Origin of the sequence: Flavobacterium sp. N502536, from assembly GCF_025947345.1 — a bacterium.
Lineage (GTDB): Bacteria > Bacteroidota > Bacteroidia > Flavobacteriales > Flavobacteriaceae > Flavobacterium.
Map to the genome: position 1 here is coordinate 3,315,386 of NZ_CP110011.1, position 21,788 is coordinate 3,337,173.

The window sequence follows — 21,788 nt, forward strand, 5'->3', positions numbered from 1 at the left end:
AAATTTACTTAAACGATTAAACGAATTGTCGATTTATCAAATACACAAACAAATTAATTAATAACCGATAAAGTATAAAATATGAAAGTTACCATTGTAGGAGCAGGAAATGTTGGAGCTACATGTGCAGATGTTATTTCTTATAGAGGAATTGCTAGCGAAGTAGTGTTGTTGGATATTAAAGAAGGTTTTGCCGAAGGGAAAGCGTTGGATATTATGCAATGCGCCACAAATACAGGTTTTAATACCAAAGTATCTGGGGTGACCAATGATTATTCTAAAACTGCCGGAAGTGATGTAGTAGTCATCACATCAGGAATTCCAAGAAAACCAGGAATGACTCGTGAAGAATTAATAGGTATAAATGCAGGAATTGTAAAAACAGTTGCCGAAAATGTATTGAAACATTCTCCGGACACTATAATAGTTGTGGTTTCTAATCCGATGGATACAATGACGTATTTGGCATTGAAATCTACCGGAGTACCAAAAAACAGAATTATTGGTATGGGAGGAGCTTTAGATAGTTCACGTTTCAGAACCTATCTTTCTTTGGCTTTGGATAAACCAGCTAATGATATTTCGGCAATGGTTATTGGTGGTCATGGTGATACGACTATGATTCCGTTAACCCGTTTAGCATCTTATAATGGAATTCCGGTAAGCGAATTTCTTTCAGAAGAAGCCTTACAAAAAGTAGCTGCCGACACTATGGTTGGAGGAGCAACTCTTACAGGTCTTTTGGGAACATCGGCCTGGTATGCGCCAGGAGCTTCTGTAGCTTATTTGGTAGACAGTATTTTAAATGATCAGAAAAAAATGATTGCCTGTTCTGTTTTTGTGGAAGGAGAGTATGGACAAGAGGATATCTGCATAGGAGTGCCATGTATAATTGGTAAAAACGGAGTAGAAGAAATTTTAGACATTCAGTTAAACGATCAGGAAAAAGAGCTGTTTGCAAAAAGTGCAGCTGCGGTCAGAAGCATGAATGATGCTCTAAAATCGATTTTAGTATAACGAATTTCGTAAAAAAAGGAAAAGGCTGCACTTTTGCAGTCTTTTTTTTGAGATTAATTAATAAATAAATTGGTTAATCTTTTCGTTAATTATATATTTGCTCGGTTTAAAAAAAATGTTGTAATTCGTGATCTCGATTTTTTAGTTTTAAAAACTCACGTCAGGGCTTATTTTATGGGACTTTAAAACAAAAACAAACAATAAAACATAATTAATTTTTAGTAATAATGCAGAATAAAGGACTTATTAAATTTTTCGCAATTCTATTTGCATTGGTAAGTATTTACCAACTCTCGTTCACTTTTGTGGCCAATAACGTCAAAAGTGAAGCTAAAGCTTTTGCAGGAGATAATCCTGATAAAGAATTAAAATATTTAGATTCTATTGGAAAAGAGAAAGTGTTAAACCTTGGTTTTACTGATTTTACTTATAATGAAGTAAAAAACAAACAACTGAACAAAGGTCTTGACTTAGAAGGAGGAATCAACGTGATTCTTCAAATTTCGGTTAAAGACGTTTTGAAAGGATTAGCAAACAATTCTAAAAATCCAGTATTTAATAAATCATTAGCTGATGCAACTGCAAATTTAGAAGGAAACAAAACCTATTTAAATAAGTTCTTTGAAGCTTTTGAGGCTAACTCAAAAGGGACAGTGAAATTAGCTTCACCTGATATTTTTGCAAACAGAAGTTTACAAGGAGAAGGTGGTGTAGATTTTCAAATGTCTGATGCGCAAGTACAAAAAGTAATTAAGAAAAAAGTAGATGAGTCTATCGAAAGTGCTTACAAAGTACTTAGAGAGCGTATCGACAAATTTGGTGTAACGCAACCAAACATCCAAAAATTAGGAGAAACAGGAAGAATCTTAGTAGAGCTTCCAGGTGCTAAGGATGTAGACAGAATCAAAAAATTATTAGGAGGAAAAGCTCAATTAGAGTTTTGGGAGACTTTTAAAATCGAAGAAATCGGTAACTTTTTAGTAGCGACTAACGAAGCTTTAAAAAAGACTGAAATCAAAAAAACAGAAACTAAAACTGTTGTTAAAGATTCATTAAATGCATTATTAACGGATAACGCTAAAGATTCAGTAGATACTAAAAAAGGAAACAACCCATTATTTGACAAAATGTTAGGTCAGGGTGGTGGACCAGTTTTAGGATACTTTGCTCCTAAAGATACAGCTACTGTAAACAACTATTTTAAAAGAGCTGACATCAGAATTTTATTGGGTGCTGACCAACACAATGCAAAATTTGTGTGGAGTAAACCAACTACTATTAAAGATGCAAAAGGAAAAGATATTGAAGCAGTTGAATTATATGCTTTAAAAGGAAACAGAGACAATGTTCCTGCAATGAGCGGTGGTGTTGTTACAGATGCAAAAGATACATTTGACCAATTAGGAAAACCAGCTGTTTCTATGCAAATGAACAGCCAGGGAGCTAAAGTTTGGGAAGAATTAACAGGAAGAGCATTCTCTCAAAAAGGATATATCGCTATTGTTTTAGATAATATTGTTTACTCTGCGCCAGGTGTTACAAGTGGACCAATTGCCGGAGGAAGATCTGAAATTACAGGTTCTTTTGATGTAGCTGAAACTAAAGATTTAGCTAACGTATTAAACGCAGGTAAATTACCAGCTTCTGCAGATATTATTCAGTCAACAGTTGTGGGACCATCTTTAGGTCAGGCTGCAATTGATGCAGGTACAATTTCTTCTGTATTAGGATTTTTATTAGTTTGTTTATGGATGGTATTCTATTATGGTAAAGCAGGTTGGTATGCTAACCTTGCCTTATTATTGAACTTACTTTTCTTGTTTGGAATTATGGCAAGTTTTGGTTTTGTATTAACATTGCCAGGTATTGCAGGTATCGTATTAACATTAGGTACAGCGGTAGATGCGAACATCATTATATTTGAAAGAGCTAAAGAAGAATTACGTGAAGGAAAATCATTGTCAGAAGCAGTTGTAGCTTCTTACGGATGGCACGGAGCAATGCGTTCTATTATCGACGCAAACGTTACTCACGTTTTAACTGGTGCAATCTTATTCATTTTTGGTACAGGACCAATTAAAGGTTTTGCTTTAACATTATTGATTGGTATCGTAACTTCATTGTTTACTTCAATCTTTATTGCTAGAATTTTTATTGACAGAAACATTGCTGGAAAAGGAGATTTAACATTCTCTACAAACATTACTAAAAACTGGTTTACAAACTTCCACTTTGACTTTATTAAGATTAAGAAATTCACTTACATCTTCTCTTCAATTGTAGTTGTAGTGAGTTTAGTTTCTATCTTCTTCGTAAACGGATTAGATGAAGGTGTTGATTTTGTTGGAGGAAGAACATTCCAGGTGAAATTTGAAAAACCAATTGATGCTACTGTAGTATCAGATGAATTATCTGCTTCTTTTGGTACTCCTGTTGAGGCTAAAATTTTAGGTGATGATGATCAGTTGAAAATCACAACTAAATATAAAATTAAAGAAGACGGTGTAGCTGTTGATGAAGAAGTGAATCAAATTTTATACAAGTCGTTAGCGAAATATTTCCCTAACACTTCTTATGAAAAATTCATCAACTCATTTGATGGTAAGAGAATTGGAGTAGTGCAACAATCTAAAGTTGGAGCTTCTATTTCTGAGGATATCAAAACAAACTCTTACTGGGCTGTATTAGGTGCAATGGCAGTTATTTTCTTATACTTAATGATCTCTTTCCGTAAATGGCAATATTCATTAGGTGCGATTGCAGCTGTAGCGCATGACGTTATCTTTGTATTAGGAATCTACTCTTTATGTTATAAATTCATGCCTTTCCACATGGAAATGGATCAGCACTTTATTGCGGCTATCCTTACTGTAATTGGTTACTCTATGAACGATACTGTAATTGTATTTGACAGAATTAGAGAGTTTATCATCGGAAACCGTAAAGGAAGTTTTGAAGATATCGTAAACGCATCTATTAACACTACATTGTCAAGAACGTTGAATACCTCATTAATGATGATCATCGTATTATTAACGATGTTTATCTTTGGTGGAGAATCTATCAGAGGATTTATCTTTGCCATGTTAATTGGTATTGTGGTAGGAACTTATTCATCATTATTTATTGCTACACCAGTATTGGTTGATACAATTTCAAGTGATGATAAACACACAATCGAAGACAAGCACAACGCATAATTAAATGCTTAAGTTATAGAAAAAGATCCGGTGAAAACGGATCTTTTTTTTTGTTATATTTAGATTAGTAAAAAGAAATGCCTATGAGTAGAAAACTACTATTGTTTTTAATTATTTTTTTTGGTGTATTCAAGATTTCAGGGCAGGTTAAAAAGGAAAAAGTGGCGCTGGGTGTTAACTATGGTTTTGGTAGCGAGTTTAACAACAGAAACTATACTTTTACCAATCAATTTTATAAAATAGAATTGTACTACCGGGTAAAGGAAACACGGCATTTTCAGTTTGAAATTTTAATTCAGCCGGAAGTTAATTTTGGAAGACACCAATTGTTGAACTTTTATTTTGTAAAACCAGAAGAACCGGATTATCTTGAAAAGAGAGAAGAATATACCAAGCTGAAAGAGGTATATGAATATGTGCTGAATCTTGGTTTTTTAGTCAGAAAACCGATTGGTAAGGTTTTTTCGGTTTATGCTTTAGGAAGTATTGGCCCCTTGATAACGGACCGGGACACCGAAAGATTGTCGGCCGGTTTTGCTTTTGCAGATGTTTTTGCGCTGGGTTTTTCGGTTCAAGCAGAACAGCTACGATTTGATATTCGTTCAGGGATTCGGCACGTCTCAAACGCCGGACTAAATAGTGAAAACGCAGGATTTAACACGCGAAATATTGAATTTGGTATTTCGTATTGTTTGTAAAAAAAACGCCCGATATTGGACATATCGGGCGTTTTTTTTGTTTTTGTATTGTTATTAAGATTCCGCTAAAGGGTTTCTTTGTGCTCTTATGATAAAGAAAAGGCCAATAATAATAAACGGAATGCTTAGCCATTGTCCGGTGGAGAAAAGGCCTAATTCGTTCTCAAATCCGCCCTGACTTTCTTTTACAAATTCAACTACAAAACGTACGGCAAATAAAAGAACCAGGAACAGTCCGAACAATAATCCTGATTTCAGTCTGGCATTCGTTTTCCAGTATAAGAAAAACAAAACAGCAAAAACAAAGACATATGAAATTGCTTCGTACAATTGTGTTGGGTGTTTTGCCGGAACCTGAGCTAGTAAGTCAGCAAATTTAGGATCGGTTGCAATAGCAGTATAAGCGGCTTTTGGATCTGCAATTTGTGTAGCATTTACCGCTTCATTTTTGCTGAATTGATCGTGTAAAAAACGAATTCCGAAAGCAGAAGTCGTTTCATGTCCGATAATTTCAGAATTGAAGAAGTTTCCTAAACGAACAAAAATAGCGCCACTGGCAACCGGAATTACTACACGGTCCAAAATCCATAATAAAGGACGTTTTAGGATCATTTTGCTGTAATAATACATTGCAACAATAATGGCAATAGCAGCACCGTGGCTGGCTAATCCCTGAAAGCCGGTAAATTCGAATTTTGGTTCAAATCTAACCGGTAAAAATATCTCAAGTAAGTGATTTCTAAAATATTCCCAATCGTAGAATAAAACATGTCCTAAACGGGCGCCTATTAAAGTTGCCAGAACCGTCCAGACAAATAAAGAATCCAGTTTGTCAATAGATTCGTTTTCGCGTTCGAAGATTTTTTTCATTAAAAACCATCCTAAACCGAAGGCAATTACAAACATTAAGCTGTAGTAGCGAATCATAAAAAAACCTAAATCGATTCCTTCCGAAGGATTCCAAACAATATTTAAGGGCTGTGTCATGTATTGTTGTTTTTGAGTATTTGGTAAAAATAAATATTAAAAATGGAGTTCTACTTTATAAAAAGTTAATGTTTGTGTGAACATTTTTTCTCCGGAACAGGATCGTAACCGGTTCTTCCCCAAGGGTGGCAGCTTAGGATTCTTTTCATGCCGAGGTATCCTCCATAAAACAAGCCATGTGTTTGCAGGGCCTGAATCATATAAGTAGAGCACGTTGGTTCAAATCTGCAACTCGCCGGAGTAAAAGGCGATATTGCAGATTGATAAAAGCGGACTAATAAAACAAATGGAGTGATTACTTTCATGGTTTATTAGAGAGTGATTGTGTTATATCGAGAAACTTGTTCCTTCTTTTCCATCTTTCAACTGAATGCCCAAGGCAATCAACTGATCGCGAATCTGATCTGAAAGAGCAAAGTCTTTATCGGCTCTGGCCTGATTTCTCATTCCGATAAGCATATTGACAGTTCCTGCTAATTTATCGGTATTTCCGTCTGTGGCCTTGTCACTGGTCAAACCTAAAACATCAAAAACAAAAGCATTAATTGTAGTTGTGAAAGTGTTTAAGTCTTCAGCCGACAGGGTTTCTTTTTTCTCTTTTAATAAATTGATGAAACGAACCGCTTCAAATAATTGCGCAATCAGGATTGGCGTATTAAAATCGTCATTCATCGCATCGTAGCACAATTGTTTCCATGATGCAACGTCGATAGAGCTTGTTGCGTCTGCTGTAAGAGACGGTAAAGCATCTACGGCTTCCATTAATCGTTTATATCCTTTTTCGGCAGCCACAATAGCATCATCAGAAAAATCTAAAATACTTCTGTAATGCGCCTGTAACATAAAGAAACGGGTTACTGATGCAGAAAAAGCTTTGCTTAAAAAGGCATTGTCTCCGCTTAGAATCTCTCCCGGTAAAATGTTATTTCCGGTTGATTTTGCCATTTTCTTTCCGTTCAAAGTCAGCATGTTGGCATGCATCCAGTAGTTTACCGGAGACTGACCTGTACAAGCTTCGTTTTGAGCGATTTCACATTCATGGTGTGGGAATTTCAAATCCATTCCACCTCCGTGAATGTCAAAATGGTTGCCCAGATATTTGGTACTCATGGCTGTACATTCTAGATGCCAGCCCGGAAAACCATCACTCCATGGTGAAGGCCATCTCATAATATGTTGGGGTTCTGCCTTTTTCCAAAGCGCAAAATCCTGTGGGTTTCTTTTGTCCGATTGTCCATCAAGATCACGGGTGTTGGCTAACATATCTTCGATATTTCGGCCGCTTAAAACTCCGTAATTGTTGGTTTCGTTATATTTTACTACATCAAAATAAACCGATCCGTTGGCTTCATAACCAATTCCGGTCGCGATGATTTTCTTAACGATTTCGATTTGCTCGATAATGTGTCCCGTAGCAGTTGGTTCGATACTAGGCGGTAGAAAGTTGAACGATTTCAGAATATCGTGAAAATCTACCGTATAACGCTGCACCACTTCCATTGGTTCTAATTGTTCCAATCGTGCTTTCTTGGCAATTTTGTCTTCGCCTTCGTCAACGTCGTCTACAATATGTCCAACATCAGTAATGTTACGCACGTATCTTACTTTGTAATCAAGGTGTAAAAAATACCTGAATATCACATCAAAAGACATGAAAGTTCTAACATTTCCTAAGTGTACATTGCTATAAACCGTAGGTCCGCAAACATACATTCCAACGTTTCCTTCATGTATAGGGTTGAAATTTTCTTTTTCACCCGAAAGTGAATTGTATATTTTTAGATGTTGAGCTGTGTATAAAGGCATTTTTTTGTTGTTTAATCGTTTATTTGTTTAACCGTTTATTTTTTTATTGTAATCGTTTATTTGTTGCTTGTTTAATCGTGTAAACGTTTTGTAATTACTTAAGTCTTATTCTTTGGAAAGATAATACTTTTTTAAGCTGTTTATCTGATTGCAAATTTTTTCAATTTTCTCACGTAATTCGATGTAATCAATGTCAGATATGTAATTTAAATCTTTTGCAATGATCAGATGGTTTAAAGTTTCCATTGCCGATGCGTATGAAATCGTCAGGAAATGAGCTTTGTCTTTATTCGAATTTCTCGAAGTTCCTTCTGCAATATTTGTCGCAATTGAAGAAGAGCTTCTCTTGATTTGAGAAGTTATCCCGAATAGTTCACTTGATGGAAATTTACCAGTTAATTTATAAATATCCAAAATTAATCCTCTGGTGTTTTGCCAAACTTCTAACTTCTCAAATGAAAAAACTTAAATTATTTTCTGTTTAATTGTTGATTTTTTGAATCGCAAACGTAGGACCAGGCCAAGCAATTAAACAAATTAACGATTTACCGGTTCAACTAAAATTGCGTATCTAATTTAATATAGTCTAAAAGTTCTCTTTTAGTTTGCGGATCTTTAAATCTACCACCAAATTCAGAAGTTACGGTACTGCTTTCGATATCTTTAATTCCTCTTGAGTTTACGCAAAGGTGTTTGGCATCGATAACGCAGGCTACGTCTTCGGTTCCAAGTGCTTTTTGTAATTCCTGAACAATTTGCATGGTTAAACGCTCCTGTACCTGAGGTCTTTTAGCGTAATATTCTACGATACGGTTCATTTTGGACAAACCAATAACTCTTCCGTTAGAAATATAAGCCACATGCGCTCTTCCGATAATTGGCAATAAATGGTGCTCACAGGTAGAATAAACCGTAATGTTTTTCTCTACAAGCATTTCACCGTATTTGTAATTATTGTCAAAAGTAGAAGCTTTTGGCTGTCTTGAAGGGTTAAGACCTCCAAAAATCTCTTTTACAAACATTTTTGCTACTCGGTTTGGAGTACCTTTTATGCTGTCATCCGTCAAGTCCATTCCCAGAGTTTGGAGAATGTTTTCAACATCTTTTTTTATCTTTTCTATTTTTTCGTCATCACTTAAGTCAAAAGCGTCCTGTCTTAAAGGATTTTTTGCATTACTGCTAAAATGATTGTCTCCTATTTCGTCTAAAAAATCTTCGTTATTTATCATTAAAAACTTACTATTAGTATGGGTATTTCTTTTTAAGGCGGTAAAGATAATTAATAAATAGGAAATCTTTTCTATGGTTTTTACTATTTAATTGCTCCTTTTGGTATATAATTTAAATTGTTTCCAAAATGTGGTTTCTTTAAAATGCAAAAGACAATAACACAGGCTGTTATTGTCTTTTGAAAGTTTTGGTTTTGTATTATTATTTCTTGTTGTAAACCAAAAGAGCCTCTTTTAAAATGTTTACAGCAGTAATTAAATCTTTTTTATTTAAAACATAGGCAATTCTTACCTGATTGAGTCCCATTCCGGGAGTCGAGTAGAATCCGGCCGCGGGAGCCACCATAACGGTTTCGCCATTAAGATCGTAACTTTCTAAAAGCCATTGTGCAAAATCTTCAGAATTGTCAATAGGCAATTGTGCGATGCAGTAAAAAGCTCCCTTTGGTTTCGTTACAATTACACCTTCGATTTTGTTTAATTCAGCAATCAAAGTGTCACGGCGTCCTTTGTATTCGGTAATTACCTCGTCAAAATAACTTTGCGGAGTATCTATCGCGGCTTCACAGGCAATTTGTTCAATTGTTGGCGGACTCAAACGTGCCTGCGCAAACTTCATTACGGTTGCCAGAACTTCTTTATTTTTGGTTACCAGACATCCAATTCGGGCACCACACATACTGTAACGTTTAGAAACCGAATCGACCATAATTACATTTTGCTGAACTTCTTCGAGATTCATTACCGAAAAATGTTTATCGTCTCCATCGTACAAAAATTCACGATACACTTCGTCAGCAATCAGGTATAAATCATGTTTTTTGATTAAGCCTGCCAGCTGTCTAATTTCTTCTTCAGAGTATAAATATCCCGTTGGATTTCCCGGGTTGCAGATTAATATGGCCTTTGTTTTTGGCGTAATCAATTGCTCGACCGTATCAATGCTTGGTAAAGCAAAGGCACTTTCGATCGTTGAAATTACGGGAATTACTGTCGCACTTGTTGAAGATGCAAAAGCATGGTAATTAGCATAAAAAGGCTCTGGGATGATGATTTCATCTCCCGGATCCGTAATCGTGGCCAGCGCAAATAATAAGGCTTCAGAGCCACCAGTGGTTACAATGATGTCTTCTGAGTTTACATTTACGTTTTGGCGCTGGTAAAATTGAGCTAATTTTTTTCTATAACTTTCATATCCGGCTGACGGACTGTATTCTATAAGAGTTAAATCAATGTTTTTTACCGCCTCGATGGCCACTTCGGGTGTCTTGATATCCGGTTGACCAATGTTTAAATGATACACTTTCTTTCCTTTTTGCTTTGCAAGGTCTGCATAAGGAGCTAGTTTACGTATCGGTGATTCGGGCATGTTTCTGCCTTTGTGAGAAATTGTTGGCATGAGTTTTCTTATTGAAGTGCAAATTTGCATTTTTTTTTCGAATTTAACGTAAACATTACGGGTACTTATTAATTTGTAGTAATTATCGATATTTTTAGTAATTTTATCTTAAAATTTTATCAATGAAAAAACATTTCATGTTGTTTTTTGGGCTTTTGACAGCTTTTGCACTTCACGCGCAAGAAGATTTCCAAATCGAAAACCACGCTTCAAAGGTTACTATACCTTTCAAATTAATTAATAATCTGGTTTTTATTCCGATAAAAGTAAACGGAGTAGAACTGAATTTCTTGCTGGATTCCGGTGTGGAAGAAACCATTTTGTTTAGCATGGAAGAAAGGCAGGAAGTTAGTTTTAAAAATGTTCAGAAGATTAAATTGAGAGGTTTAGGAAGTGAAGAAGAAATAGAAGGCTTAAAATCGACTAATAATATACTCGAAAGCCATGGTTTGAAATCTAACAATCATTTGTTGTATGTGATTTTGGATCAAACTTTTAATTTGTCATCGCATATCGGAATTCCGGTGAACGGTATTATTGGATATAAATTTTTCAGAAACAATCTGGTGGAGATCAATTATCAAAAAAAGAAGGTTTACATTCATCAAAATAATGAAGAGCTCCGTAAAAAACTCAATAAGAAATTTAAAGCCGTTCCAATTACCGTTGAAAGAGCGAAACCCTATCTTTATTCTACCGCTCTTGTTGACAGTGTTACTATACCGGCAAAAATGCTGATTGATATTGGTAACAGTGATGCTTTCTGGATTTTTCAGAACAATAAAATTAAGCTTCCTAAAAAGAATTTTCCTGACTTTTTAGGAAAAGGTTTTAGTGGTGATATAGAGGGACATCGAGCCAAAATCGAGAAGTTTTCTATAGATGAGTTTGATTTCAAACATCCGATTGTCGCTTTTCCCGATTCAAGTTCGGTTCGAAATGTAAAAATGGTACCCGATCGTATAGGCTCTGTTGGCGGTGAAATTTTAAAACGATTTACACTGGTAATGGACTATGCCGGTAAAACGATGTACCTTAAAAAAAACAGTAAATTTTCAGAACCCTTTACCTACAATAAAAGCGGTATAACAGTTCAGCACAATGGACTTCAATGGGTTCAGGAAACCGTTCATCTGGAAACCGTAAAAGTTATTTCTTCAATAGAAGATGCGGGTTACACCAATAAAAAAAATGATGACTTCCGATATAAATTTTCATTAAAACCGGTTTACGAAATTGTAAACATTCGCAAAAAATCAGCTGCCGAACGTTGCGGATTGAAAGTAGGAGATGTCATTGTCCGAATCAATCACACGCTTCCCTATAAATACACTTTGCAGCAGATAAACTTACTTTTAAAGTCTGAAGAAGATGTGTGGGTAGAGCTGGAAGTAGAAAGAAACAGCCTGCTTTTAAAATTCAAATTTAAACTGGAAGATGAATTGTAAAAAGAGGTAAATCCTAAATTTTAGTAAAACAAGAATAGTTATTTTTAGCTTGGGTGTATTTTGTAAAGATTTAATTATTAAAGCAGACTTCAAGTGTTTAATAAACATTATTATTTTGTTATGTTTGTAGAAAATATAATTGGGAGTCTATGGTAAAAAAATACACTAATTTCTTGCAGTTTGTATCGTTTTTAATCGCCTTTTTGATTTGGACTCCAAAAATTCAGGCACAATGTGCGGGTACCGATGCTCAAAAAATAATTTGTGATATCGAGAATCCGGTTAATCAGTCGATTTCTTTATTTGCCCTATTGGGCGGGACACCAACTCCGGGAGGTACCTGGACAGATACTAATAATTTAAGAGGTTTGAATCCTGCTACTGGAATGTTAAATGCTCAGCTTATTTCAAGTGGGGGGACTTACCAATACACCTATACCGTAACAGCAGCAGGATGTACTGTAAATAAAGCAACCGTAACTTTAATTATTGGGGCATATTCCGGAATTGGAACTGAAGCTACAATCTGTAATGACAGAGGGGAGTATAATCTTTTTACCGTATTTAATAGTGCAGTTATGGGGCCGCATTCCAACGGAACATGGAGAGATAGCGCCGGTCAGATTGTAAGATCTACGTTTACGGTACCAAAGGTACAAGTGAAGACAACTTATAATTTTACTTATACCGTACCGCCTGTACTGGAATGTGAAACGGCACCACTTACTTCTGCAGTGGAGGTAACGGTTGTAAGGAAGCCCGAAGCCGGAACTCCATCAAATAAAGATTTATGCGGCACGACTGACCTCGGACCTTATACTAATTTTGATCTGCACGATCTGCTTTCCGGGGAAGATATGGGGGGTAGATGGAGTGGACCAGGTATAACTTTGCCGGGAGACCACTCGGTTAATCTTCAGCAATTGTTTGATGCATCCGGACCTGGAGAGTACATGTATACCTACACTGTTTTTGCAGTTCCGAATCAGAATATCTGTCAAAATGATGTTGAAACAGTAATCATTACACTGGAAAAGAGATTAGATTTTACCGGCGCGAAGATAGAAGTAGATTCAGATATTTGTGAAGATAAAATTGCAACGGCATCGTATACCGCAAAAATTACACAAGGGCCGCAAATGATTCCGAATGGAGAATATGAAGTTCAATATAATATTACAGGACCTACCGTTGCGTCAGCGACTGTAAAGGCTAATTTTACCAATGGGGTATTGGTATTTCCGCTTAATTCTAATTATTTTAGGCAAATAGGCACATTTAGAGTTGCGGTAACCAGTATTATAGCAACAGCAGGTAAAAAATTATGTACCAATATAATCGGTAATTTGTCGGATGATTTAATCATTAGTCCATTGCCGCGATTAGATGGTGCCGTATTGACAACCACTCCAGTCTGTCAGAATCAGCCAGCGACAGTTCAGATTTCAAATGCTTCATTATTGACTAATGGAAATTACAGGATTACTTACAATCTGACGGGAGATAATGTTGTTACCGGAAGAACAGTAAATATTGCAGTTTCCGGTGGCAATGCCAACTTTGTAATTCCGGGAAGTTTAAATGTAAAAAGCGGGTCGTCAGCAATTACGATAACAAGTATCACAGACATTACCAATCCGACTCCCCAATGTTCGAATGTGGCCAATGTGAAAGGAAATCAGGGTATTAATCCTCTGCCAGATGGATCAACTGTTGTTGTACAGGTTGAAAACTTTTGTTTTGGAGAGCCTGTCCTGGTTAATGTTTCGGGATTAGGGAATTTAACTGACGTTACGCTCTCTTACACGCTTTCCGGTGATAATGCTTCGGTAGTACAAACGGTTGTTTTAGCAGTTGCAAACGGAAAAGCTACTTTTGTTATTCCTCAGGAATTACTTTTGAATACCGGTGCTTCAGTAATTATAGCTCGTAATTTGAAGAACAACATTACATCATGTGATGTTAATTTAAATAATGTATTGGATACTTTTATCATAAATACAATTCCAGACGCTCCACTTTCAGTAAGCCCGCAGGAATTTTGTAAAGTGGAAAGAGCAGTAATTGCAAATTTAGCTCCGCGTGGAGCTCAGTACAAATGGTATAGTTCTGCAACGTCAACGACGCCACTTGCCAGTACTTATGTTTTAAAATCAGAGCAATTGTATGTGAGAGAGACTTCGACTGCAAATTGTACTTCTGCACCAACTTTAGTTTCGGTGGTGGTAAACGATACACCGGCTCCGACTTTAAATTCGGGAGGAGAAAATTTTTGCGGTTTAAAAAATCCTACTATTGCAGATCTGTCCAAAGCAACCAATGTTTCTTCAACAGTTGCCTGGTATGACGCTGAAAATAATGGAAACTTATTGGCTTCAACAACAGTACTTAAAGACAAAGTAACCTACTATGGTTTTGATCTTTCGACTGTCACAGATTGTATCTCGGATAATTATTTGGGGGTTACTGTTTCTTTATTCGATTGTAATCCCGAAGAATATACCTTTTTTATTCCGGACGGATTTTCGCCAAATGGAGACAATGTAAACGATACTTTCAGGATTCCGGATATAGAATTTTTATATCCTGATTACACGCTGGAAATTTTCAATAGATATGGAAATGTGATGTTTAAGGGAAATAAAAACAAACCCAATTGGGACGGGAAAAATTCGGAATCAGCCGGTTTTGGTGACGGAATCGCGCCAAACGGTGTCTATTTTTATGTTGTTAATTTTAATAAAGACAACAGACGCCCACAACAAGGCCGACTTTACCTGAACCGATAATTTCCTTTTTACACTATTTAATATAAGTTTCAAATGAAGAAAGTACTACTTTTTATAAGTTTCCTCTTTTACATTGCTTCAGCCTCAGCACAGCAGGATCCGGAATATACCCATTATATGTACAATATGAGTGTGGTAAATCCTGCATACGCCACAGGAGTTCCTGCAATGATGAATTTTGGAGGATTGTACAGAACCCAATGGGTGGGAGCTGTTGGAGCACCCAAGACTTTTACCTTTTTTGGACATACGGCATTAAGCGATAAAATTGAAGTGGGGCTGTCGTTGGTTTCAGATGATATTGGTGATGGTGCTAAAAAAGAAAATAATTTTTATGCTGATTTTGCCTATGTCTTAAACCTGGGTGGAAAAAATAAACTTTCACTGGGATTAAAAGCCGGATTTACATCTCTCCAGACTAATTTTAACGGTTTTGTTTTAGAAAGTGGTGATACTGCTACAGATTTAGCTTTCGCTCAAAATGTAAATGTCACCAAACCCAATATTGGAGTGGGAGCTTATTATTTCAGGGATAATTTTTATGTTGGATTGTCGGCTCCGAATTTGTTGAGCAGCAAACATATCGAAGAAAAATCGGGAATTAATGCTTACGGATCAGAAGCGATTCATACCTTTTTAACTGCCGGATATGTTTTTCAAATCAACGATAAGGTCAAACTGAAACCCGCATTTATGTCACGATTTGTTCCGGGAGCGCCTGTTGCTGTAGACCTGACCGCGAATGTTTTGTACAACAATAAATTTGAATTGGGAGCTGCTTATCGAATTAACGATGCGGTGAGTGCTTTAATGAACATAAATGTAACACCAACTTTAAGAGTAGGTTATGCCTACGATCATACCTTATCTAATATGGGCTGGTTTAACTCTGGCACACACGAAATTATGCTGCTTTTTGATTTAGATCTGTTAGGAAAAGGATATGATAAATCGCCAAGATTCTTTTAAAATGAAAAATATGAAAAAACTACTCGTTATTGTATTCGTATTTTCAATACAGTTTATCAGTGCTCAGGATTTTGAATTGGCCAGAGCCAAACGATTTTTTGATAAAACCCATTACAGTGAAGCGATTACTTTGTATGAAAAGTTAGCAGAGAATAAACCTTCGCAGGAAGTGATAAAAAATTTAGCCGACTCTTATTTTTATACGAACGATTTGATAAAAGCCCAGCGTTACTACAGGCTTTTGATTCAAAATTACAGTAATGATTTAGACCGGAATTATTATTTCAGATATGCGCAAACTTTAAAAGCAAGCGACAGTTATGCCGATGCCAATGCAGCTTTAAAAGAATATTATGCAAAATCTGGTAACGCTGACGCTGTTTCTAATTTTGAAAAAGACCTTAAGATTTTAGAAAATGTTTCGGCAATCGGGAAGCGCTATGAACTTAAAAATCTGGCGATCAATACACCTAATTCAGAGTTTGGGGCTGTAAAATACAATGATAATCTGGTTTTTGCGGGCGTAAAGTTAAAACCGGGATTGCTGGATAAAAAATTCAAATGGGACAATAAAACCTATTTGAACTTGGTTACGATCCCTTTAAAAAACAGCAATTCGGCTGATTCTATTGTGCATTATTTTGCCAAAGAACTAAAAACAGGTATGCACGAGGCCAATGCGGTTTTTACAAAAGACGGTAAAACCATTTACTTTACACGCAACAATTCAAAGAACAAAAGCAAGAAAACAAACGATCGGAAAATCTCGAATCTCCAAATTTTTAAAGCCGAACAGGTTGAAGGAAAATGGACCAATATAGTAGCGCTTCCGTTTAATAGTTCGGAATATTCGGTTGAGCATCCGGCCTTGAGTGCCGATGAAAAGGTATTGTATTTTGCATCAGATATGCCGGGAACCTTAGGGTCATTTGATATTTATTCGGTCAACATTAATAAAGGTGCATTTGATACACCCCGAAATTTAGGTCCGACAATTAATACAGCTAAAAGAGAGCAATTTCCTTTTGTTTCAAACGATCAAAAACTTTATTTCTCGTCTGACGGGCATTTGGGTTACGGTTCACTGGATGTTTTTGTTTCGGAAATTAAGGCTAACGACTACAGTAAACCTGTAAATGTTGGTTTGCCTTTGAATTCAAATCGGGATGATTTTTCGTTTAACATCGATTCCGATACCAAAGAAGGTTATTTTGCTTCCAACAGAGAGGGAGGAAAAGGGGGCGACGATATTTATCAGATTAAAGAAATCAAAGCTTTACTGGTAGAAGATTGTAAACAATTTATTGTGGGGGTTATTACGGATATCGATACCAAATTGCCTCTGGAAAATGCAGTTGTGACGTTAAAGGATTCAGATGGAAAGGTTTTGAGCACAACGACAACTGCCGCAGCGGGGAAATTTAGTTTTACCGTTGCCTGCGAAAGTGCGTTTACTGTTTTGGGCGCTAAGGAAGGCTATACAAGTGAGTCGAGAACAGTGTCTTCGGGAACAACCAGAGAGGCAAGTCATGATGCTTCGATGGCTTTAAAATCTTTGGAAGTACTAAAACAGGAAGAACTGCTGATTGCTGAAACAAAAAAGAAAGAAGAGCTGCAAATTGCTGAGACCAAAAAGAAAGAGGAAGAAATTGAAACCAAGCGAAGAAAAGAAAAAGAAGCTCTGGCGATTATTGCTTTAAAAGAAGCCGATAAAAAAGCGAAAGCCGAAGAAATTACAGCAGGAGAAATCAGAAAGAAAGAAAAAATAGCTCAGATTATTGCACAGGAAAAAGATGTGGTCAAAGACAATAAAGGCAGATTAATTATAAAAACAGATCCGATTTACTTTGATTATAATTTGTGGTACATCCGAAAAGAATCTAAAGTAGTATTGGGCCGTGTGGTAGAATTAATGAAGAAATATCCCGAAATGGTAATCGAAATAGGATCGCATACGGATTCAAGAGGGAATGAGAAGTTTAATGCCAATTTGTCTCAGAAAAGAGCCAGTTCAACCAGAGATTTTATAATAGAATCGGGTATCAATGCCAAAAGGGTTGAGGCTAAAGGATACGGAGAATCAGTGCCTATCATAAAATGCCAACCCGATGAGGCCTGTTCAGAAGAAGAACATGAATTGAACAGAAGGAGCGAATTTGTAATTAAGAATTTATAAACAGAGCGGCTGTACCAGGGCCGGAGGTTCTTGAAATCCTGCGGTTTTGGTTTTACAGTTGAAATTTTAATTTAGAAGCCTTTTTTTTGGCTTCTTTTTTATTTAATTTTATAGAATAACAATGATCTTTAAAAAATATAATTATGAAAAAATTAGTGGTATCCTGCTTGCTTGTGACTTGTGTCGGACTTCAAAGCTGTAAAGACAATGAAAAACAGAAAGCGGCCGAAGCAGCTAAGGTAGCTGCTGAAATCATCGTAAGTACAGAATGTTATAAAGCCATATATGAAAAAGATACAATCGATTTAAAAGTAAACACGCTAAAAAATGGAAAGATAAGTGGTAACATGACTATGAAAGTTGCCGCGGCAACAGAAAGAGTAGGGGAACTTGCGGGAGAGTTTCACGGAGATACCTTATTTGCCGATTATACTTTTAAAGAGGTGACCAACAAGAATAAAACTTTTAAAAACCCAATGGCATTTTTAAAGAAGGATAATAAACTTATTTTGGGTAACGGAACCATGCAGACTACTATGGGCGTAACTTATTTGGTAAAAGACAAACCTATCGATTTTGACCGTGTGAAGTATAAATTTGATGTTGCAGCTTGTGCAGAGAAAAAATAATAACCTCTCAAAACAAATCCGACAGGTTTTTGAAACCTGCCGGATTTAGTTTAAAAATGCGGATAAAAAAAACCGCTTCTTAATTTGAGAAGCGGTTTTACTATTTTTAGATTTTAGTTTTTTATAAAACTTCACCTTTAATTTTTAAGGCTACTCTACCGTCAGGATAGTTTACGGCATTGGTTTCAACAGTAATTGTTTTACGGATCGGACCGGCAACCATGTTGTATTTTACATCAATTTTACCTGTTTTACCTGGCATAATTGCTGCTGCGGGTTTGGTAACAACTATAGAACTTACGGTCGATTCGGCACCTGTAATCAAAAGTGGTGCGTCACCTGTGTTGGTAAATTCAAAAGATCTAACTCCGTTGTCACTTTTAGAAATTTTTCCATAATCAATTGTATTGTCTTGGGCTGCAAATTCAATTTTTGGGCCGTTTTGTGCATAACTTATTGTGCTAAACAATACGACTGCAATAAAAGAGGCTACATTTTTCATTTGAAATTTATTTTAAGTTGTAAGTAAATATACATTCTTTTAATTAACACACAAATTATTAATTCGCTTTTTATAGTGTACTTAATTATTTACTTTTGCTGTCAGTAATGATTACAAAAATTGAACCAGTTTTTCTGTTTTATTGTTTAATCGTTTAACCGTTTAATCGACTGATGATTAGTAAAAGCTGTGATTGCAGTAAAAAACGATTAAACAAATACGGGAATAACGACTAAACAAATACACGAATTAACGATTAAACAATCTATTTAAATGACAATTCCAGCACAATTTGACGCTAAAACAATCGAGAATAAATGGTACGATTACTGGATGAAGAATAATTATTTTCATTCAGAGCCTGATCACAGAACACCTTATACAATTGTAATTCCGCCACCAAACGTGACAGGAGTCCTTCACATGGGGCATATGTTGAACAATACCATTCAGGATGTTTTAATTCGTAGAGCGCGTCTTAAAGGTTTTAATGCCTGCTGGGTTCCGGGAACGGATCATGCCTCTATTGCTACAGAAGCAAAAGTAGTACAGAAATTGAAAGCAGAAGGAATCAATAAAAATGATTTAACCCGCGAAGAGTTTTTGGCACACGCTTGGGAATGGACAGATAAATACGGTGGTGTAATCTTAGAGCAGCTTAAAAAACTTGGAGCTTCCTGCGACTGGGAAAGAACTAAATTTACGATGGATCCTGATATGTCAGCTTCTGTAATTAAATCGTTTGTTGATTTATACAACAAAGGGTTGATTTATCGAGGATACCGAATGGTAAACTGGGATCCGGAAGCCAAAACAACTTTGTCTGACGAAGAGGTTATTTACGAAGAACAACAAGGGAAATTATTTTTCTTAAAATATAAAATTGAAGGTTCAGAAGATTTTCTGACGATTGCTACAACACGTCCGGAAACTATTTTTGGAGATACTGCGATCTGTATCAATCCAAATGATGAGCGTTTTACACATTTAAAAGGTAAAAGTGCCATCGTTCCAATTTGTGGAAGAGTTATTCCGATTATCGAAGACGAATATGTTGATGTTGAGTTCGGAACCGGATGTTTGAAAGTGACTCCGGCGCACGATATGAATGATAAAACATTAGGAGAGAAACACAATCTTGAAATCGTTGATATTTTTAATGAAGATGCTACGTTAAATAGTTTCGGATTGCATTATCAGGGTAAAGACCGTTTTGTGGTTCGTACTGAAATTGCAAAAGAATTAGAAGAAATCGGAGCTTTGGCAAAGACCGAAATCCATTTGAATAAAGTGGGAACTTCTGAAAGAACCAAAGCAGTAATCGAACCGAGATTGTCTGATCAATGGTTTTTGAAAATGGAAGATTTGGTAAAACCGGCTATTAAGTCAGTTTTAGAAACCGGAGATATTAAATTGCATCCAAAACGTTTTGAAAACACGTATGCGCACTGGTTAAACAATATTCGTGATTGGAACATCTCACGTCAATTATGGTGGGGACAACAAATACCTGCTTATTATTTCGGAGACGGAAAAGAAGATTTCGTAGTAGCTGAAAATATTGAAGATGCTCTAAAATTAGCGCAGGAAAGAACTTCAAACCTGAAACTTGAAACAAAAGATTTAACACAGGATGTTGATGCTTTGGATACCTGGTTTTCATCATGGCTTTGGCCAATGTCAGTTTTTGGCGGAATCATGGACCCGGAAAGTGCCGATTATAAATATTATTATCCAACAAATGATCTGGTTACCGGTCCGGATATCTTATTCTTCTGGGTAGCGAGAATGATCATTGCAGGTTATGAATATGCGGGAGAAAAACCATTTACAAATGTGTATTTAACTGGTTTGGTTCGTGACAAACAGCGTCGTAAAATGTCTAAATCATTAGGGAATTCTCCTGATCCATTAGACCTGATCGATAAATTCAGTGCGGATGGAGTTCGTGTAGGATTGCTTTTGAGTGCTTCTGCAGGAAACGATATTATGTTTGATGAAGAATTGTGTAATCAGGGGAAAGCGTTTTCAAACAAGATTTGGAATGCCTTTAAACTGATTAAAGGATGGGAAGTTTCAGAAACTATTCCACAACCGGAATCATCAAAAGTAGCGATCGAATGGTACGAAGCAAAATTGCAGCAGACTTTGGTTGATATTGAAGATAATTTTGAGAAATACAGAATCTCAGATTCATTGATGGCCATTTACAAATTGGTTTGGGATGATTTCTGTTCATGGTTCTTAGAAATGATTAAACCGGCGTACCAACAGCCAATTGATAAGACGACATTTGACAAAGCAATCGAAATGCTAGAAAGTAATTTGAAGTTGCTTCATCCGTTTATGCCTTTCTTAACCGAAGAAATTTGGCATTTAATTGCAGACAGAACTGCTGAAGAAGCTTTAATCGTTTCGACCTGGCCGGAATTAAAACCTTTCAACGCGAGTTTAATCTCTGATTTTGATAGTACTATTGAAGTGATTTCAGGAATCAGAACGATTCGTAAAGATAAAAACATTCCGTTTAAAGATGCAATCGAATTAAAGGCAATCAACAGCGAGAATATTACAACGTATTTTGATTCAATTGTAACAAAACTAGGTAATATTTCAGCTTTCGAATATGTTTCGGCAAAAGTTGACGGAGCGTTATCTTTCCGTGTAAAATCAAATGAATATTTCATTCCGATTACCGGAAGTATTGATGTTGAAGCCGAAATTGCAAAACTGACAGAAGAATTAAATTATACAAAAGGATTCCTGAAATCTGTAGAAGCAAAACTTTCTAACGAAAAATTTGTAAATGGAGCTCCGGAAAAAGTCCTAAACATAGAGAAACAAAAACAAGCTGATGCTTTAGCAAAAATTGCTACAATCGAGCAGAGTTTAGCTGGTTTGAAATAAGAATTAGATTTTTCTGGGGATTATAAAATTAA

At 36.1% G+C, this 21,788-nt stretch carries 15 protein-coding genes and 1 pseudogene; 9 read left to right on the forward strand and 7 right to left on the reverse strand.

The annotated features are described in order from the left end of the window. The first annotated feature begins 81 nt into the window (after positions 1 to 81). From mdh to OLM61_RS14020, 3 genes are all read left to right on the forward strand, one after another. Entirely contained in the window at positions 82 to 1,017 is a 936-nt protein-coding gene (mdh, locus tag OLM61_RS14010; RefSeq protein WP_264523258.1) for a malate dehydrogenase, read from the forward strand. Positions 1,018 to 1,244: 227 nt separating this feature from the next. Then, positions 1,245 to 4,217: a protein translocase subunit SecDF gene (secDF, locus tag OLM61_RS14015; protein WP_264523259.1), complete on the forward strand. Its 2,973-nt coding sequence runs from the start codon at positions 1,245 to 1,247 to the stop codon at positions 4,215 to 4,217. 83 nt (positions 4,218 to 4,300) lie between these two features. Continuing rightward, a complete protein-coding gene (locus OLM61_RS14020; RefSeq protein ID WP_264523260.1) occupies positions 4,301 to 4,915 on the forward strand; it encodes an acyloxyacyl hydrolase in 615 nt (204 codons plus the stop codon). Between the two features lie 54 nt (positions 4,916 to 4,969). Here the strand turns inward: OLM61_RS14020 and lgt are convergent, their stop codons facing one another. The 6 genes and pseudogenes from lgt to OLM61_RS14050 form a co-directional block, all read right to left on the reverse strand. Beyond that, positions 4,970 to 5,902: a prolipoprotein diacylglyceryl transferase gene (gene lgt, locus OLM61_RS14025; protein ID WP_264523261.1), complete on the reverse strand. Its 933-nt coding sequence runs from the start codon at positions 5,900 to 5,902 to the stop codon at positions 4,970 to 4,972. A gap of 65 nt (positions 5,903 to 5,967) precedes the next feature. Beyond that, the gene (gene yidD, locus OLM61_RS14030; RefSeq protein WP_070906973.1) at positions 5,968 to 6,207 is read right to left on the reverse strand and encodes a membrane protein insertion efficiency factor YidD; all 240 of its coding nucleotides are present in this window, start codon (positions 6,205 to 6,207) and stop codon (positions 5,968 to 5,970) included. Positions 6,208 to 6,229: 22 nt separating this feature from the next. Further along, entirely contained in the window at positions 6,230 to 7,708 is a 1,479-nt protein-coding gene (gene cysS / locus OLM61_RS14035; RefSeq protein WP_264523262.1) for a cysteine--tRNA ligase, read from the reverse strand. Positions 7,709 to 7,813: 105 nt separating this feature from the next. Next, positions 7,814 to 8,149, reverse strand: a pseudogene (locus OLM61_RS14040) (four helix bundle protein); the annotation flags it as partial. Positions 8,150 to 8,265: 116 nt separating this feature from the next. Beyond that, entirely contained in the window at positions 8,266 to 8,937 is a 672-nt protein-coding gene (gene folE / locus OLM61_RS14045; RefSeq protein WP_264523263.1) for a GTP cyclohydrolase I FolE, read from the reverse strand. A 202-nt stretch (positions 8,938 to 9,139) separates the two neighbouring features. Next, the gene (locus OLM61_RS14050; RefSeq protein WP_264523264.1) at positions 9,140 to 10,336 is read right to left on the reverse strand and encodes a pyridoxal phosphate-dependent aminotransferase; all 1,197 of its coding nucleotides are present in this window, start codon (positions 10,334 to 10,336) and stop codon (positions 9,140 to 9,142) included. A gap of 122 nt (positions 10,337 to 10,458) precedes the next feature. Between OLM61_RS14050 and OLM61_RS14055 the strand changes: the two genes are divergently transcribed. From OLM61_RS14055 to OLM61_RS14075, 5 genes are all read left to right on the forward strand, one after another. Beyond that, positions 10,459 to 11,784: a PDZ domain-containing protein gene (locus tag OLM61_RS14055; protein ID WP_264523265.1), complete on the forward strand. Its 1,326-nt coding sequence runs from the start codon at positions 10,459 to 10,461 to the stop codon at positions 11,782 to 11,784. Between the two features lie 149 nt (positions 11,785 to 11,933). Continuing rightward, positions 11,934 to 14,573, forward strand: coding sequence for a gliding motility-associated C-terminal domain-containing protein (locus OLM61_RS14060; RefSeq protein WP_264523266.1), 2,640 nt, complete (start codon positions 11,934 to 11,936; stop codon positions 14,571 to 14,573). Positions 14,574 to 14,606: 33 nt separating this feature from the next. After that, positions 14,607 to 15,542: a type IX secretion system membrane protein PorP/SprF gene (locus OLM61_RS14065; protein ID WP_264523267.1), complete on the forward strand. Its 936-nt coding sequence runs from the start codon at positions 14,607 to 14,609 to the stop codon at positions 15,540 to 15,542. Between the two features lie 10 nt (positions 15,543 to 15,552). After that, positions 15,553 to 17,718, forward strand: a complete 2,166-nt coding sequence (locus OLM61_RS14070) for an OmpA family protein (protein WP_264523268.1) — start codon at positions 15,553 to 15,555, stop codon at positions 17,716 to 17,718. Positions 17,719 to 17,861: 143 nt separating this feature from the next. Further along, a complete protein-coding gene (locus OLM61_RS14075; RefSeq protein ID WP_264523269.1) occupies positions 17,862 to 18,347 on the forward strand; it encodes a hypothetical protein in 486 nt (161 codons plus the stop codon). Between the two features lie 121 nt (positions 18,348 to 18,468). On the opposite strand, the gene OLM61_RS14080 is transcribed toward OLM61_RS14075, so the two are convergent. Next, positions 18,469 to 18,849, reverse strand: a complete 381-nt coding sequence (locus tag OLM61_RS14080; RefSeq protein WP_264523270.1) for a DUF1573 domain-containing protein — start codon at positions 18,847 to 18,849, stop codon at positions 18,469 to 18,471. A 273-nt stretch (positions 18,850 to 19,122) separates the two neighbouring features. Between OLM61_RS14080 and OLM61_RS14085 the strand changes: the two genes are divergently transcribed. After that, positions 19,123 to 21,756, forward strand: a complete 2,634-nt coding sequence (locus tag OLM61_RS14085) for a valine--tRNA ligase (protein ID WP_264523271.1) — start codon at positions 19,123 to 19,125, stop codon at positions 21,754 to 21,756. Positions 21,757 to 21,788: the final 32 nt, after the last annotated feature.